The following is a 15,546-nucleotide window of genomic DNA, read 5'->3' as shown; positions in this document are numbered from 1 at the left end:
GCTGGTCGCCGCCGTCAGTGCTTGCCGGCGCCCATATAGCCGAACAGGAATCCGGCCACCTTGCGCATCTGGATTTCCTCGCTGCCCTCGGTGATGCGGTAGCGGCGGTGATGGCGGTAGATGTGCTCGAACGGCTTGTGCCGCGAATAGCCCATGCCGCCATGGACCTGCATCGCGCGATCGGCGGATTCACAGCACAATCGGTTCGCCCAGTAATTGCACATCGACACCTTGTCGGACAGCGTGTGCTCGACCTGCGTCTGAGTCAGTTGATCCATCTCCCACGCGGTCTTGCGGATCAGCAATCGCAGCATCTCGGCCTGGGTGGCGAGTTCGACCAGCGGGAACTGAATGCCCTGGTTGCGCGCCAGCTCCTGCCCGAACGGTTTTCGCTCGCGGGCGTATTTCACGCTCTCGTTGATGCAGTACACCGCGGCGCCCAATGAACTGGCGGCCTGCCGGATGCGGTTCTCGTGGACAAAGCACTGCGCCAGCGACAGCCCGCGGCCGACCTCACCGAACAGCGCATCGTCCGGGACGAACACGCCGGTGAAGCTGACGCGCGGATGATCGGTCGGCATGTTGAAGGTCCACAAATATTCCTCGACCTTGACGCCGTCGGCCTTGGCCGGCACCAGGAAGCAGGTGATGCCGCGGGCGTCGCCGTCCTCGCCCGAGGTGCGCGCGAACAGCGCGCAATGGGTAGCGACGTGCATGCCGGTCGTCCACATCTTCTCGCCATTGATCACCCAGCCCTTCTTGCCGTCACGCGTGGCTTCGACGGCGCGGGTTTCCATATGGGTGGCGTCGGAGCCATGCTCGGGTTCGGTGAGCCCGAAGGTGATGCGGTACTTGCCGGTGATCGAGCCCTCGATCATCGCCTTCTGGTCGTCGCGGCCATAGCGATCCAGCATCGTCACCAGCGGCAGATTGCCGACGATCGAATGCTCGTTCTGCAGGTCATTGTGCAGGCCGAGCCCCTTGGCGGCGAAATGTTCGCGGATTACCGCCATCCACAGATTGGAGCCGTCCTTGCCGCCATAGCGCTTCGGAATCGCAAAGCGCAGATGCCCGGCTTCGTCGGCGAGGGTCTTTACCCGGCGCAGCAATTGCTCCCATTCGTGGCGCGGCAATCCGCCATTGTCGAAATCGGTGCGCGCCCATTCGCGGCGATGATCGAAGAAGCGGATGTTGTCGTCGCTTTCCTCGATCGGCTTGACCTTGTCGGCGATGAAACGATCGAGCTCGGCGAGATAGGCGACCAGATCGGCCGGCAATGAAAAATCCAAGGCGTGCTCCCGCGTTTTTTGATCTTGTTATGCGACCGATTAAGGTGACATCGTCAAATCAAGTCAAGCGCGACTACGCGCGCAAATTCTGCTCAACGAAAAAAGGGAGGCCGCGATGGCGCACCAATTCTCCACCGTCACACGCAAGGGGCCGGTGACCATCGTGACGCTGTCGCGCCCGGAGGTTTACAACGCGCTGCACACTGACGCGCATTTCGAATTGCACGAGGTGTTCAACGACTTCGCCGCCGATCCCGAGCAATGGGTGGCGATCGTCACCGGTGCCGGCGACAAGGCGTTCTGCGCCGGCAATGATCTGAAATGGCAGGCCGCCGGCGGCAAGCGCGGCTGGGCCGAAAGCGGCTTCGCGGGTCTCACCTCGCGGTTCGATTGCGACAAGCCGATCATTGCCGCGGTCAATGGCGTGGCGATGGGCGGCGGTTTCGAGATCGCGCTGGCCTGTGACCTGATCATCGCGTCGGAAAACGCCACCTTCGCGCTGCCGGAGCCGAAGGTCGGCCTTGCCGCCTTGGCCGGCGGCTTGCACCGGCTGCCGCGCCAGATCGGACTGAAGCGCGCGATGGGAATGATCCTGACCGCGCGCCATGTGAAGGCGCAGGAGGGCTACGAACTCGGCTTCGTCAACGAGGTGGTGCCGGCCGGCGAAGCGCTCGCCGCCGCCGAGCGCTGGGCCGCGACGATCTGCGCCAACAGCCCGATGTCGATCCGCGCCTCCAAGCAGACCATCGAGCGCGGCCTCGCGGTGTCGCTCGAACAGGCGATCGCCGAGCAGCGCGACTACCCGGCGGTCAAGGCGATGGCGGCGTCGCAGGACTACATCGAAGGGCCGAAAGCATTTTCGGAAAAGCGCAAGCCGAATTGGACGGGGAAATAGCAGCGCAACGAAATCCGCATTCGCTGCAAATGAACCGAAGCGCAATCTTCAAGGTCGTCATTCCGGGATGCGCCCCTCTTGGGGCGCAGGCCCGGAATCCATAACCCCTGGCGGGAATGTGACGAACGGCATCGCCATAACGCCAATGCTGCGGCGTATGGATTCCGGGCTCGCTCGCCAAGAGGCTCGCGCCCCGGAATGACGTGGATGTGTTCTGGTCAGCCGTCGCGCTTCATCTCGCGCCGATACGCTGCGTAGTTCGGCTGGTCGACCGCGAGTTTCGCCAGCGTGGTGCGCCATAGATGGTCCTGCAGCCCCGGTGTGCGCAGATCCATCTCGCCGCTGGCGATGCGCTGCGCCAGCACGGCGTTGAGCTCTTGCAGCGAGCCCTGCAGTCCCAGCAAGGCCGATAGATCGGTTGCCTCTCTGGCGTCGCTGGCCTGCGCCAGCGCCAATTGCCGCACCACCAGGTCCAGCGCGTTCAGCGATACCCGCAGCTTGAACGCGGCGTGGCCTGAGATCTGCGGCGCGATCTCGGCGCGGATGAAATCCGCCGCCGCCTGGATCAGCTCGCTCGGTGTCGGTTCATCCTGCATTGCGATGTCCTATCACTTGGGCATGATCTGAGCCGAAAACCGGAAGCCCACTTTTCGGGATCATGCCCGCGGCGCCAATAGCCGCAACAGGTCGATTTCGGTTTCCGAGGAGCGCCGCCCGATCATCGCGCGCTCGACCGAATGGTCGGGGCCGTCGCGAAAGCGTTGCATCATGCCGCAGCACATCACGCCCCAGCGCAGCGTGCCCATCACTTCCCAGAACATCACCCGCTCGACGTCGACGCGTTCGCCTTGCGCCGCCTCATAGCCGGCGAACAATTCCTCGCGCGAGCCGAGCCCGCCGGCCGGCTTGTCGATCTCGCCGAAGCGCCAGGAATTGACGCAGACCCAGCCGAGATCCTCCATCGGATCGCCGAGATGCGCCAGCTCCCAGTCGAGCACGGCGCGAACGCCGTCCGGGCCGATGATCAGATTGCCGTGGCGGAAATCGCCATGGACCAGCGTCTGGCGCGCGCTTTCGCCGGGGTCGTGATCGGCGAGCCAGTGCAGCGCCAGTTCGAACACCGGGCGCGGCCAGTTGAAGTTGTGATAGTCGCGTCGCAGCTCGGCGATTTCGGCGGCGGCGGTCATACTTCGCAACGCAGGCAATTGCGTCAGCGGCAGCCCGTGGATGCCGGCGAGGATCCCACCGAGCTGGCGGGCGAGCATCGGCCGCGCGGCGGCGAATTGTTCGTCGCGCAAAATCTTGCGCGGGATGGTTTCACCCTCGACCCGCGCCATGATAAATCCGGTGCCGAGCGCGTCGCCCGGCTCCAGCACATGCAGGACGCGCGGCGAGGGCACGCCCGCGTCATGCGCCAGCCGCATCAGCGTCGCCTCGGCGGCCAGACCCGCAGCGCGCGACGGCGCGGCGCCATAGCCCGCAGGCGCGCGACGCAGGATGGCGCCGAGATCGCCGTCCGGATGCAGGATGTCGAACGACCAGGTTTCCTGGCTGGCGCCGCCGGATAGCCGCGCCGCATTGCCGACGCCGGTTGCGCCCGGGCACCAGGCCCGGACGCACCGCGCCAGCGGCTCTTCGATCGCTGCCGCCATGCGGCCTATTTGCCCTTGAACTGCGCCGGGCGTTTGGCCAGGAACGCGCCGACGCCTTCCTTGAAGTCCTCGGTGGAGCCGGCGATCCGCTGCGATTCGAATTCCATATTGAGCTGTTCTTCGAAGGAGTTCTCCGGACTGTCCCAATACATCTTGCGGATCAGCGCCAGCGCCACGGTCGGACCGTTGGACAGTTCCTGCGCCAGCTTCAGGGTCTCGTCCCACAGCGCGGCATCGTCATAGACCCGGTTGACCAGGCCCCATTCCAGCGCCTTTTCGGCCGGCAGCTTTTCGCCGAGCAGCGACAATTCCACCGAGCGCGCCTTGCCGATCAATCGCGGCAGGATCCAGGTCGAGCCGCAATCCGGCACCAGGCCGATGCGGCGGAACGCCTGCAGGAAGTAGGACGAGCGCGCGCACAGGATCATGTCGCCCATCAGCGCGAAGCTCATGCCGGCGCCGGCGGCCGGACCGTTGACCGAGGTGACGATCGGGCAATGCAGCTTGCGCAGCCGGCGCAGGAATGGGTGGAACGCGGTCTCCAGCGCCGCGCCGGCGCCCTTGCCGCTGCTTATCTTGGTGTCATTGCCGCGGCCCTGCAGATTGGCGCCGGTGCAGAAGGCGCGGCCGGCCCCGGTGATGATCAGGCAGCGCACCTCGGCCTTCTTGTCCTCGATGGTGTCCAGCGCCTCGCCGAGGCCGCCGAGCATGTCGATCGACACCGCGTTCATCACCTCCTGGTGGTCGAGCTTCAGGATGGCGACCGCGCCGTCGAAATCGAGCGTGACGTGTTTGAACTGCATGGGGTTCCTCGTGATCTGGGTCCGCGCGTTATTCCGCGTTATGGAAGGCGTTTGAACTTCGCGCCATATTTGATTTTTCGTGCCGGCTTGTCCATGGTCGCGGAGCAATAACTGCCCGCCATCGGACGCACGATGTAACGCGCGCCGCAGAAAATGGAAACGCATCATGGGAATATTCGACCTCAGCGGCCGCGTCGCGATCGTCACCGGCGGTAATGGCGGCATTGGCCTCGGCATGGCGCAGGCGCTGGCCGCGGCCGGCTGCAATGTCTCGATCTGGGGCCGCAACGACGACAAGAACAAGGCCGCGCTGGCGACGATGGCCGGTTCGCCCGGCAAGGTCGAGGCCAGGGTCTGTGACGTCACCGACACCGGTTCTGTGAAGGCGGCGATGGACGCCACGCTGGGCGCCTTCGGCCGGGTCGACGGCTGCTTCGCCAATGCGGGGATCGGTGGCGGCGGCCGCCATGCCTTCATCGACCGCACCGAGCAGCAATGGCGCGAGATGTTCGCCACCAATCTGGACGGCGTGTTTCACGTGTTCCAGCTCGCCGCTCGGCACATGACCGAGCGCGCCGCCGCCGGCGATCCGTTCGGCCGGCTGGTGGCGACCTCGTCGCTGGCGTCGATCTTCGGCACCGCGCGCAACGAGCATTATGCGGCCACCAAGGCGGCGATCAACGCGCTGGTGCGCGCGCTCGCGGTCGAGCTGGCGCGGCAGGGCGTCACCGCCAACGCCATCCTGCCGGGCTGGATCAAGAGCGACATGACCGCCGGCATCATGGGCAATGAAAAATTCGTCGCCAATGTGATGCCGCGAATTCCGCTGCGCCGCTTCGGCGAGCCGGAGGATTTCGGCGGCATCGCGGTCTATCTGATGAGCAAGGCCTCGTCCTATCACACCGCCGACACCTTCCTGATCGACGGCGGTTACACGGCGTTCTGAGCATCGCGGCACGCCGGACGGTCAGATCTCCCGCATGACCTGCCCGTAGGAGATCAGCGCGAACAAGGCCGTGCCGCCGATGATGTTGCCGAGCAATGTCGGCACCAGGAAATGGCCGATCATGCGCCACCATTCCCAATCGCCGGCGAGCACCAGCAGATAGGCTTCCATGCTGCCGGCGATCACATGGGTGAATTCGCCGACCGCGATCAGATAGGTCATCAGCGTGATCACGGCGAATTTGGCGCTCTCGGCGCTCGGGATGATCCACACCATGGCGGCGATCAGGAAGCCGGAGGCGATGGCGCGAAACAGCGTCTCCCACCAGCCGAGCTCGATCAGCTTGCGGCTGACATCCAGCATTCCGGCATAGATCGTCTCGGAAATCGCCGGCGTGAAATTGCAGAACAGCGCCGCGAACAGCGTGCCGACGAGATTTGCCGCCAGAACGATCGACCACAGCCGCGCCATCCGCCGGATATTGCCGGAGCTGGGATCCTTGAGCACCGGCAACACCACCGTGATGGTGCTCTCGGTAAATAGCTGCAGCCGGCCCAGCACCACGATCAGGAAGCCCACGCAATAGCCGGCGCTGGTCAGCAACGGGCTCCAAAGCGTGTTGGGCAGGTGGGTTTTCAGAATCGCCATGCCCAGCAACGAGAAGCTGATCGCGAGTCCGGCAGCGACGCCCGACCACCATAGCGAGATCAGCGGCCGCTCCATCTCCTCCTCGCCATGGCGACGAACCACCTCGTAGATGACCGGCGACCGCGGCGCCGACAGATCGTCGACGACATCGAGTTCCTGCTCGGAGATGCCATTGCCATCCGCGCCGGACGCGCGCGGCGGCACGCCTGATGCCTTGCCTTGAGAATTTTCGTGTTGGGCCATCGTCGTCAACGTCTGCCCGGGGGACCGGTTCCAGGCGCGGATCGCGGCTCAGGACGAGGCCGCGGCCTGTTTCGGCTGTTCCGGCGCACCCAACACAAACCCCTCATAGCCCTTCGCCGCGACGTCGTCGCAGATCTGCCGGTAGACGCCGACGCCGCCGATATAGGGCATGAAGATCTGCGGCTTGCCGGGGATGTTGGCGCCCATGTACCAGGAGTTCGCCTGCGGATACAGCGTGCCTTGCGCCACCTCGTTGACATGGGCCACCCAGCGGTCTTCGGCCTCGCGGTTCGCCTCGATGCTGGCCAGCTGATTGTCGCGCAGATAGCCGATGCAATCGGTGATCCAGTCGACGTGCTGTTCGATCGACACGATCATGTTGCTGAGCACCGAGGGGCTGCCGGGGCCGGTGATGACGAACAGATTGGGAAAGCCCGCGCTCATCAGGCCGAGATAAGTCCGCGGCCCTTCGGCCCATTTCCGGTTCAGCGTCATTTCGCCGCGGCCGACGATCTCGATCTTCGCCACCGAGCCGGTCATCGCGTCGAAACCGGTGGCGAACACCAGCGCGTCGAGTTTGTAGTGCTGGTTTGCGGTGCGCAGGCCATCGGGCAGGATGCAGGCGATCGGATCGGCGCGCAGATCGACCAATTCGACATTGGGGCGGTTGAAGGTCGCATAATAATCGGTATCGACGCAGATCCGCTTCGAGCCGACCGGATGGCTGTCCGGCTGCAACAATCTGGCGACCTTCGGATCCTCGACGATCTCGGCGATGCGCTCGCGGATAAAATCGGCCGCGGTGTCGTTGGCATGCCTGTCGAGGGTCAGATTGTTGTAGACCCCCATGAAGGTCAGCCCACCGCTGGTCCAGCGCGCCAGATATTTGTCGCGGCGCACCGCGTCGGGATCGTCGAGCGCGCCGCGATCGGGCAGCGGCTGGACGATGCCGTTGCGCATGTCCTGCCGGGCCTTGCGGCGGATCTCCGGATAATTGTCGCGGAATGCCTGGCGTTCCTCCGCGGTCAACGGGGCATTGCGCGCCGGCACCGAGAAATTCGCGGTGCGCTGAAACACCGTGAGCCGGCTGGCCTGTTCGGCGATGATCGGTATCGACTGGATCGCCGAAGATCCGGTGCCGATCACGCCGACGCGCAAGCCGGTGAAGTCGACCGGCGCGTGCGGCCAGTTTCCGGTGTGATAGATCTGGCCCTCGAAGCGATCGAGGCCGTCGATCTCGGGCATCCGGGCGTTGGACAGGCAGCCGGTGGCGAGGATGACATATTGCGCGGTGACGCGCGCGCCGTCGGAGGTCGTCACCGTCCATCGCTGCGTCGCCTCGTCGAACAGTACGGAGCCGACGCGCGTGTTGAACTGGATGTCGCGGCGCAGGCCGAAACGGTCGGCGACATGGCCGGCATAGGCCAGGATCTCCGGCTGCGGCGCGTAGCGCTCGCTCCAGTCCCATTGCTGCTGCAATTCGTCGGAGAACGAATAGGAATATTGCATGCTCTCGACGTCGCAGCGCGCGCCGGGATAGCGATTCCAGTACCAGGTGCCGCCGACGTCGCCGCCCTGCTCATAGACCCGCGCCGAAAACCCGCGCTGGCGCAGCCGGTGCAACTGATACATGCCGGCAAAGCCGGCGCCGACCACCACGACGTCGAAATGGTCACTGGGGCTGTTGCTGGGGTGAGGCTGCGACACGGCCATTGGTTTCTCCCGAACGTTTTTGTTTTGTTGGACACAGCATTCCCTTGGTGAAGGTCATGCGCAAGTGGCATCGCGCGACGGGACGCGCGGATATTTTGCATGGCGGAATGCGTAGCCTCGTGACGAGGCGCGCATGACTGGCGCAGCGACGAGAACCCGGAGCTCAAGGTCGCCATTGCGAGGAGCGTAGCGACGAAGCAATCCAGGCTTTGCCTGCGGCTCTTGATTGCTTCGCGTTCGGCCGGCGCGCGCGCCGGCCTCGGCTCGCAATGACGGTCATCCTTGGTTAGTTTTTCGGTCAACGCTCACGGGATCAGGCCCTGCCAGCTTGGCAGCGCCTGTGCGGATGCGCTAGCGTGCATCCGCGAGCGGACGGTGGGCCACCCGGCGCGTAACGCATCGTCGATCGCCAAAGCCACAATAAGAAAAGCGACAACAAAAATGGCAACAGCCCAACTCGATCCCGCCCGCATTCCCGTCATTGTCGGCATCGGCGAAATCGCCGACCATCCAAAGGACCTCAGCGCAGGGCTGGAACCGCTGGCGCTGCTGCAGGAGGCAATCATGCGCGCCGGGCAGGACAGCGCCGCGGCACTGATCGGCGAGGTCGACTCGCTCGACATCGTCAACTTTCTGAGCTGGCGCTACAGCGATCCGGCACAGCAGCTCAGCGCGCGGCTTGGCGTCAAGCCGGCGCATGCCTATTACGGCCCGGTCGGCGGCGAGAGCCCGATCCGTTTTATTCACGAAGCCGCGCTGCGGATCGCGCGCGGCGAATCCAGCGTTGCCGTGGTGTGCGGCGCCGAGGCGCAATCGACCGCCACCAAGGCGCAGCGCGCCGGGGTCACGCTGCCATGGACGCCGTTCGCCCATGACGTGCCGGAGCCCAAGCGTAACGCGGCGTTTCAGCAGCCGATCGCGACCACGCTCGGCGTGGCACGGCCGATCACGGTCTATCCGCTCTACGAGGCCGCCAGCGCCGCGCATTGGGGCCAGACCCCGCGCCAGGCCTTGGCCGAGTCCGGCGAATTATGGGCGCGCTATTCCGAGGTCGCGGCGCATAATCCCAATGCCTGGATCAAGCGCGCCCGGTCGCCCGACGAGATCACCACGCCATCTGCCGACAACCGGCTGATCGCCTGGCCCTATACCAAGCTGATGGTCGCCAATCCGAGCGTGAACCAGGGCGCCGCGGTGCTGCTGACCTCGCTGGCGCGCGCCCGCGAAGCCGGCATCGCCGAGGATCGGATGGTCTATCTTCACGGTGGCGCCTCGGCCGAGGAGCCGCGCGACTATCTGGCCCGTGATCAGTTCTATCACAGCCACGCCCAGAACGCGGTGCTGGCGGCGATCATGGCGCTGGTCGGCGGGCGCGCCTTTGACGCCATCGAGCTGTATTCGTGCTTTCCGGTGGTGCCGAAAATGGCGCGGCGGACGTTGGGGCTGGGCGCCGACGTGCAGCCGACCGTGACCGGCGGGCTGACCTTCTTCGGCGCGCCGCTCAACACCTATATGACCCACGCCGCCTGTGCGATGGTGCGCAAATTGCGCGATGGCGCCAGGCTTGGGCTGTTGTACGGGCAGGGCGGCTTCGTCACCAAACACCATGGCCTGGTGTTGTCGCGAGAGCCTGCTGAATCGGCGCTGGCGCAGGATGTCAGCGTCCAGGCCAAGGCCGACGCCGCGCGCGGCGAGGTGCCGGCCTTCGTCACCCAAGCCAGCGGCGACGGCATCGTGGAGAGTTTCACCCTGATCTATCGCGGCGCTAACGAGATCGAGCATGGCGTGGTGATGCTGCGCACGCCCGAGGGCGCCCGCGCGCTGGCCCGGGTGCCGGCGCAGGACGCAGCCACGCTGGCGCATCTGACCGACATGGATCGCACGCCGGTCGGCACGCACGGGCCGATCAGCACCGCCGCCGACGGCGTGCTGGAGTGGCGGGCCGGCTGATCGGACTTAGTTCACCTGCCGGTCCTTGCCGCTCCAATACGGGGCGCGCAGATGCCGGCGCAGGATCTTGCCCGAGGCGTTGCGCGGCAGCGCCGGGATGAAGTCGATCGATTTCGGCGTCTTGAAGCCGGCGATGCGGCTGCGGGTGAAGGCGATGATATCCTGCGCGGTGGCTTCCTTGCCGGGCTTCATCACCACCATCGCCTTGACGGCTTCGCCCCATTGCTCGTCGGGCACGCCGACCACCGCGACTTCGGCGACGTCCGGATAATCGCAGATCGCGCTCTCGACTTCGGCCGGATAGATATTCTCGCCGCCGGAGATGATCATGTCCTTGATGCGGTCGTGGATATAGAGATAGCCATCTTCGTCCTGATAGCCGGCGTCGCCGGTGCGCAGCCAGTTGTCGGCGTCGATGGTTTTCTGCGTCGCTTCCGGCAGATTCCAGTAGCCGGCCATGTTGGAGCCGGAGCGGGTGGCGATCTCGCCGACCTCGCGCGGCGGCAGGCGGTTGCCGTCGGGATCGAGGATCGCGATCTCGACCCCGGGCAGCGCCTTGCCGGCCGAGCGCATCCGCTCCAGCCCCTCAACATGATCCTCGGGCGCCAGCGCCACGATGGTGCCGGTGGTCTCGGTCATGCCGTACATCTGCACGAAGCCGCATTTGAACACCTCGATACATTCCTTCAGCAGCGCGGCCGGAATCGGCGAGGCGCCGTACAGCATGTATTTCAGCCGCGAGAAATCGACCTCGCGGGCGCGCGGCTGCCGTACCACGAATTGCATCGCGGCCGGCACCATGAACAGCTTGGTGATCCTGGCGTGTTCGAAGAAGTCGAGAATTTTGGTCGGATCGAATTCGCGGGCGATCACGCCCTTGGCGCCATGATAGATCCCCATCATGCCCCAGCCGGAGCCGCCGATGTGGAACACCGGCATCGCCACCAGCGAGACATCCTCGGTCGACCATCTGTTCCAGTCCGGCTTGTTGTCCTGCCCGGCGCGGACCAGCGACAGGAAGTTGGCGTGGGAGAGCATCGCGCCTTTCGGCTTGCCGGTGGTGCCGGAGGTGTAGAGCTGGATCGCGATGTCGGTGGGCCCGATCGCGATGTTCGGATCGTCCGCCGGCTGGGCGTCGCGCCATGTGGCGAAATCCTGCCATTCCGGCGCGCCGCCCTCGGTGGTGATGATGTGGCGCACGCCGGGTATCTGCGCCTTGATGCCGCGGACCTGGTCGACGAATTCCGGGCCGACGAACAGGATCGCCGCCTTGCAGTCCTCGACGATGAAGGCGATCTCGGGAGCCGCGAGCCGCCAGTTCACTGGTGCCATCACCACATTGGCCTTGATGGCGCCGAGCAGCAGCTCGAAATAGATGTCGCTGTTCTTGCCGAGATAAGCGACGCGCTCGTGCGGCTTGACGCCGGACGCAACCAGCGCATGGGCGATCTGGTTGGTGTGGGCATCGAATTGCGCGAAGCTGGTTTGCCGCCCCTCGAATTCGAACAGCACCTCATCGCCGCGCGCGGCCGCCTGCGCGCGGACCACGCCGGCAAGCGTGTTCGGCTCCTGGCTCTCGGACATTGTCGCTCCCTGGAGGTTTTTATTAGTTGCTTGTTGTTGCCAGAAAGTCTGCCGCGGTTTGCGGGCAAACACAAGCGGGAGGGAGCGAGCTGGGGTGTCGAGCGGCGGCGGAGTGATTAGTTGTTTGACGCTCGCGCAAAACATCCCTCCCCCTTGCGGGGAGGGTGGCCGGCCGTAAGGCCGGTCGGGTGGGGGAAGGCCACGTGCGCTGGCTCGGGGACCCCCACCCCCGACCCCTCCCCGCAAGGGGGAGGGGAGCCACGGGGAGTCAACGACGATAGCAGCGAGACGCTACCCCCGTTGCGCGCGGTCCTTTTCGTTTTGCGCCTTGATCGAGTCACGGGCCTGGGTCCAGTCGGCGTCGCTCCAGTCGCGCAGCTGATAGAAATTGCCGCCCATGGCCAGGCCCTGACCGCCATCCATCGCGATGGTCTCGCCATTGATCCAGTCGCAGCCGCCGGAGATCAGGAACACCGCGACGTTCTGCAGTTCCTCCATGGTGCCGACCCGGCCCATCGGATTGAGCGCCTTGGTGCGGGCGCCGGCCTCGTCGCCAGGCTTGATCCGCTTGCTCATGCCTTCGGTGGGAATTTCGCCCGGCGCAATGGTGTTGAGCCTGATGCCGTAGCGGCCCCATTCGGTGGCCAGCGACATCGTCATGGCGTGGATCGCCGATTTGCTCATCGCCGACGGCACCACATAGGGGCTGCCATTGCGGACCCAGGTGGTGGTGATCGACACCACATTGCCGCGATGGCCGCCCGCGATCCAGCGCTTGCCGACCGCGTGGGTGACGTAGAACGTGCCGTGCATCACGATATTGGCGACCGCGTCGAAGCCACGCGGGCTCAATTCCTCGGTCCGCGAGATGAAATTGCCGGCAGCGTTGTTGATCAGGTCGGTGAGCGGACCACCCTCGAAGATGGTCTCGACCATGTGGTCGACCGCGGCGGAATCGCGGATGTCGACCCCATAGGTCATCACCTTGCCGCCGAATTCGGCCATCAATTCGGTCGCGGTGTCGTCGCACACGCCCTTGCGGCGGCCGCAGATGTGGATTTCAGCGCCGAGGCTGAGGAAACGCGCCGCCATCGCTTTGCCGAGGCCGGTGCCGCCGCCGGTGATCAGGATGCGCCGGCCTGCCAGAAGTTGATCATTGAACATGGGAGCTGCCCGGAAAGAGGAAGGTTGCAGTTAATTAGGCGATTGACTAAATCCCGACAACGCTTTTTTGTGGCGCCATAATAAAACGGGCAGGAGACCCCTCAATGGATGATCGCGTTGCGGTAACGATCACGGATGGCGTGGCCGACGTCCGGCTGGTGCGGGCCGACAAGATGAATGCGCTCGACGCCGCGATGTTCGAGGCGCTGGTCAAGACCACCGAGCGGCTGGCGAGCGAGAAGGGTCTGCGCGCGGTGGTGCTGAGCGGCGAGGGCAAGGCGTTCTGCGCCGGGCTCGACATGGGCCGCTTCGCCGCGATGAAGGAGAGCGGCGGCAATGGCGTGCCCGGCGGCGAGTTCCGCGACCTCACCAAGCGCACCCATGGCCTTGCCAATGCCGCCCAGCAGGCGGTGTGGGGCTGGCGGATGCTGCCGGTGCCGGTGATCGCCGCGATCCACGGCGTCGCCTTCGGCGGCGGCTTCCAGCTCGCGCTCGGCGCCGACATCAGGTTGCTGACCGCGGATACGCGGATGTCGATCATGGAAATCAAATGGGGGCTGGTGCCGGACATGGCCGGCACGCCGATCCTGGCCTCTTTGGTGCGCGACGATATCCTGCGTGAGCTGACCTATACCGGACGGATCTTCTCGGCCCAGGAGGCGATGAGCTACGGTTTGGCGACGCAGATCGTCGACGATCCGCGCGCCGCCGCGCTGCAGATGGCACGCGATATTGCCGGCAAGAATCCGGACGCGATCCGCGCCGCCAAGCGGATGCTCAACAATCTGTCGGTCGATCCCGGCCCGGCGCTGCTCGCCGAAAGCGTCGAGCAGCAAAAGCTGATCGGATCGACGAATCAGCTCGAGGCGGTGCGCGCCAATATTGAAAAACGCGCGCCGCGCTTCGCAGACGTGTGACCAACAAACGATCCCCGTCATTGCGAGGAGCACTTGCGACGAAGCAATCCAGTCTTCGCCTCCAGCCCTGGATTGCTTCGCTTCGCTCGCAATGACGGTAAGCCTCATCCTCATGGCTTGAGACGCGCGAAGACGCGCTCCCCACATGAGGACCTCGCAACCCGACGAAAGATCGGAATAGACAATGCAAACATCCCCTCTGTTTCACGGCATCATCTCCGGCGAGCGTCGCCGCTCGTTCGACGAGGTCGATGCGCGCGTCGCCCGCATTGCCGGCGGCTTGCAGCAGCTGGGCGTCAAGCCCGGTGACAGCGTCTGCGTGCTGATGCGCAACGACATCGCCTTCATCGAGGTCGCCTATGCGGTGATGATGCTGGGGGCCTATGCGGTGCCGGTCAATTGGCATTTCAAGCCGGAGGAAATCGCCTATGTGGTCGGCGATTCCGGCTCGCGCGTGCTGCTCGGCCATGCCGATCTGCTGCACGGGCTCGACGCCGTGACCGCCACCGGAATCACCGTGCTCAGCGTGCCGACGCCGCCGGAAATCCTGTCGAACTACAAGATCGATCCGGACCCTCTGGCTGCGCCGGCCGGCGCGATCGATCTCGATTCATGGGCAGCCAAGCAGGCGCCCTATGCCGGACCAAAGCTGCCGCAGCCCTCGAACATGATCTACACCTCCGGCACCACCGGCCATCCCAAGGGGGTGCGGCGCAACGCGCCGACGCCGGAGCAGGCCGCCAATGCCGAAGCGATGCGGGCGATGATCTATGGGCTGAAGCCCGGGGCCCGCACGCTGCTGCCGGGGCCGCTGTACCATTCGGCGCCGAACGCGTTCGGGCTGCGTGCCGGCAGACTCGGCGGCGCGTTGGTGCTGATGCCGCGCTTTGCGCCGGAGGAGTTTTTGCAACTCGTGCAGGACCAGCAGATCGACACCGCCTTCATGGTGCCGACCATGTTCATCCGGCTGATGAAGCTGCCGCAGGATGTCCGCGACAAATACGACGTCTCGTCGCTGCGCCATATCATCCACGCGGCAGCGCCTTGCCCGGCCGAGGTCAAGCGGGCGATGATCGAATGGTGGGGGCCGGTGATCTATGAATTCTACGGCTCCACCGAATCCGGTGCCGTCACCTTCGCCAGCTCCGAGGATGCGCTGAAGAAGCCCGGCACCGTCGGCAAGATCGCGCCCGGCGCCGAACTCAAATTCGTCGACGACGACAACAACGAATTGCCGCAGGGGCAGATCGGCGAGATCTTCTCGCGGATCCCCGGCAATCCGGATTTCACCTATCACAACAAGCCGGAGAAGCGCGCCGAGATCGACCGCGACGGCTTCATCACCTCGGGCGACGTCGGCTATATCGACGAAGACGGCTACGTCTTCATCTGCGACCGCAAGCGCGACATGGTGATTTCCGGCGGCGTCAACATCTACCCGGCGGAGATCGAGGCCGTGCTGCATGCCGTGCCCGGGGTGCATGACTGCGCGGTGTTCGGGATCCCCGATGCGGAATTCGGCGAGGCGCTGATGGCGATGCTGGAGCCGCAGCCCGGCGTCACGCTGCACCCGGATTTCATCCGCGCCGAATTGAAGAAGGCGCTGGCCGGCTACAAGGTGCCCAAGCACATCGAGATCATGGACCAGCTGCCGCGGGAGGATTCCGGCAAGATCTTCAAGCGGCGGCTGCGCGACCCGTATTGGGCCAAGGCGGGACGGGCGATCTGATGTCGAGCGTTTT

Annotated in this window: 13 protein-coding genes; 5 read left to right on the top strand and 8 right to left on the bottom strand. The window is 65.1% G+C overall.

The features are described from left to right. Positions 1-14: 14 nt before the first annotated feature. Positions 15-1,289 (bottom strand): acyl-CoA dehydrogenase family protein, encoded by a 1,275-nt coding sequence (locus RBJ75_RS11500; protein ID WP_044418319.1) that lies wholly within the window; start codon positions 1,287-1,289, stop codon positions 15-17. Between the two features lie 115 nt (positions 1,290-1,404). On the opposite strand from RBJ75_RS11500, the gene RBJ75_RS11495 reads away from it, so the two are divergent. After that, entirely contained in the window at positions 1,405-2,184 is a 780-nt protein-coding gene (locus RBJ75_RS11495) for an enoyl-CoA hydratase-related protein (protein WP_044418317.1), read from the top strand. A gap of 218 nt (positions 2,185-2,402) precedes the next feature. Here RBJ75_RS11495 and RBJ75_RS11490 read toward each other — a convergent pair whose 3' ends face one another. The 3 genes from RBJ75_RS11490 to RBJ75_RS11480 are packed head-to-tail and all read right to left on the bottom strand — an operon-like array spanning position 2,403 to position 4,639. Beyond that, positions 2,403-2,780 carry a DUF6285 domain-containing protein gene (locus tag RBJ75_RS11490; protein ID WP_044417341.1) on the bottom strand — a complete coding sequence of 126 codons (378 nt, stop codon included), beginning with the start codon at positions 2,778-2,780 and terminating at the stop codon, positions 2,403-2,405. Positions 2,781-2,840: 60 nt separating this feature from the next. Continuing rightward, entirely contained in the window at positions 2,841-3,836 is a 996-nt protein-coding gene (locus RBJ75_RS11485; RefSeq protein ID WP_044417343.1) for a phosphotransferase family protein, read from the bottom strand. A 5-nt stretch (positions 3,837-3,841) separates the two neighbouring features. Continuing rightward, positions 3,842-4,639 (bottom strand): enoyl-CoA hydratase/isomerase, encoded by a 798-nt coding sequence (locus RBJ75_RS11480; RefSeq protein ID WP_044417345.1) that lies wholly within the window; start codon positions 4,637-4,639, stop codon positions 3,842-3,844. Between the two features lie 166 nt (positions 4,640-4,805). On the opposite strand from RBJ75_RS11480, the gene RBJ75_RS11475 reads away from it, so the two are divergent. Then, positions 4,806-5,585, top strand: coding sequence for an SDR family NAD(P)-dependent oxidoreductase (locus RBJ75_RS11475; protein ID WP_276156336.1), 780 nt, complete (start codon positions 4,806-4,808; stop codon positions 5,583-5,585). A 21-nt stretch (positions 5,586-5,606) separates the two neighbouring features. Here the strand turns inward: RBJ75_RS11475 and RBJ75_RS11470 are convergent, their stop codons facing one another. Together RBJ75_RS11470 and RBJ75_RS11465 are read right to left on the bottom strand one after the other, a co-directional pair. Beyond that, positions 5,607-6,476: a formate/nitrite transporter family protein gene (locus RBJ75_RS11470; protein ID WP_052628954.1), complete on the bottom strand. Its 870-nt coding sequence runs from the start codon at positions 6,474-6,476 to the stop codon at positions 5,607-5,609. A gap of 48 nt (positions 6,477-6,524) precedes the next feature. Further along, on the bottom strand, positions 6,525-8,189 hold the full coding sequence (locus RBJ75_RS11465) for a flavin-containing monooxygenase (RefSeq protein ID WP_276156335.1): 1,665 nt from the start codon (positions 8,187-8,189) through the stop codon (positions 6,525-6,527). A gap of 441 nt (positions 8,190-8,630) precedes the next feature. On the opposite strand from RBJ75_RS11465, the gene RBJ75_RS11460 reads away from it, so the two are divergent. Beyond that, positions 8,631-10,139 (top strand): acetyl-CoA acetyltransferase, encoded by a 1,509-nt coding sequence (locus RBJ75_RS11460; RefSeq protein ID WP_044416610.1) that lies wholly within the window; start codon positions 8,631-8,633, stop codon positions 10,137-10,139. A 6-nt stretch (positions 10,140-10,145) separates the two neighbouring features. On the opposite strand, the gene RBJ75_RS11455 is transcribed toward RBJ75_RS11460, so the two are convergent. Both RBJ75_RS11455 and RBJ75_RS11450 read right to left on the bottom strand, forming a co-directional pair. Beyond that, complete coding sequence (locus RBJ75_RS11455) at positions 10,146-11,723, bottom strand: fatty acid--CoA ligase (protein WP_044416612.1); 1,578 nt, start codon at positions 11,721-11,723, stop codon at positions 10,146-10,148. Positions 11,724-12,014: 291 nt separating this feature from the next. Then, the gene (locus tag RBJ75_RS11450) at positions 12,015-12,887 is read right to left on the bottom strand and encodes an SDR family oxidoreductase (RefSeq protein ID WP_276156479.1); all 873 of its coding nucleotides are present in this window, start codon (positions 12,885-12,887) and stop codon (positions 12,015-12,017) included. Positions 12,888-12,991: 104 nt separating this feature from the next. Here RBJ75_RS11450 and RBJ75_RS11445 point away from each other — a divergent pair, with 104 nt between their 5' ends. Together RBJ75_RS11445 and RBJ75_RS11440 are read left to right on the top strand one after the other, a co-directional pair. Then, positions 12,992-13,804: a crotonase/enoyl-CoA hydratase family protein gene (locus RBJ75_RS11445; protein ID WP_276156480.1), complete on the top strand. Its 813-nt coding sequence runs from the start codon at positions 12,992-12,994 to the stop codon at positions 13,802-13,804. 184 nt (positions 13,805-13,988) lie between these two features. Then, complete coding sequence (locus RBJ75_RS11440; RefSeq protein WP_044413593.1) at positions 13,989-15,533, top strand: acyl-CoA synthetase; 1,545 nt, start codon at positions 13,989-13,991, stop codon at positions 15,531-15,533. Positions 15,534-15,546 lie beyond the last annotated feature (13 nt).

Source organism: Rhodopseudomonas sp. BAL398, assembly GCF_033001325.1.
Lineage (GTDB): Bacteria > Pseudomonadota > Alphaproteobacteria > Rhizobiales > Xanthobacteraceae > JARJEH01.
The sequence above is the reverse complement of the archived record's forward strand: the minus strand, read 5'-3'. Positions and strand labels throughout refer to the sequence as shown.

What these genes read in the sequence shown, in the direction of transcription:
- RBJ75_RS11450 (WP_276156479.1), bottom strand. Translation starts at nt 12,887, where the DNA reads ATGTTCAATGATCAACTTCTGGCAGGCCGGCGCATCCTGATCACCGGC.
- RBJ75_RS11495 (WP_044418317.1), top strand. Translation starts at nt 1,405, where the DNA reads ATGGCGCACCAATTCTCCACCGTCACACGCAAGGGGCCGGTGACCATC.
- RBJ75_RS11490 (WP_044417341.1), bottom strand. Translation starts at nt 2,780, where the DNA reads ATGCAGGATGAACCGACACCGAGCGAGCTGATCCAGGCGGCGGCGGAT.
- RBJ75_RS11455 (WP_044416612.1), bottom strand. Translation starts at nt 11,723, where the DNA reads ATGTCCGAGAGCCAGGAGCCGAACACGCTTGCCGGCGTGGTCCGCGCG.
- RBJ75_RS11475 (WP_276156336.1), top strand. Translation starts at nt 4,806, where the DNA reads ATGGGAATATTCGACCTCAGCGGCCGCGTCGCGATCGTCACCGGCGGT.
- RBJ75_RS11485 (WP_044417343.1), bottom strand. Translation starts at nt 3,836, where the DNA reads ATGGCGGCAGCGATCGAAGAGCCGCTGGCGCGGTGCGTCCGGGCCTGG.
- RBJ75_RS11440 (WP_044413593.1), top strand. Translation starts at nt 13,989, where the DNA reads ATGCAAACATCCCCTCTGTTTCACGGCATCATCTCCGGCGAGCGTCGC.
- RBJ75_RS11465 (WP_276156335.1), bottom strand. Translation starts at nt 8,189, where the DNA reads ATGGCCGTGTCGCAGCCTCACCCCAGCAACAGCCCCAGTGACCATTTC.
- RBJ75_RS11470 (WP_052628954.1), bottom strand. Translation starts at nt 6,476, where the DNA reads ATGGCCCAACACGAAAATTCTCAAGGCAAGGCATCAGGCGTGCCGCCG.
- RBJ75_RS11445 (WP_276156480.1), top strand. Translation starts at nt 12,992, where the DNA reads ATGGATGATCGCGTTGCGGTAACGATCACGGATGGCGTGGCCGACGTC.
- RBJ75_RS11480 (WP_044417345.1), bottom strand. Translation starts at nt 4,639, where the DNA reads ATGCAGTTCAAACACGTCACGCTCGATTTCGACGGCGCGGTCGCCATC.
- RBJ75_RS11460 (WP_044416610.1), top strand. Translation starts at nt 8,631, where the DNA reads ATGGCAACAGCCCAACTCGATCCCGCCCGCATTCCCGTCATTGTCGGC.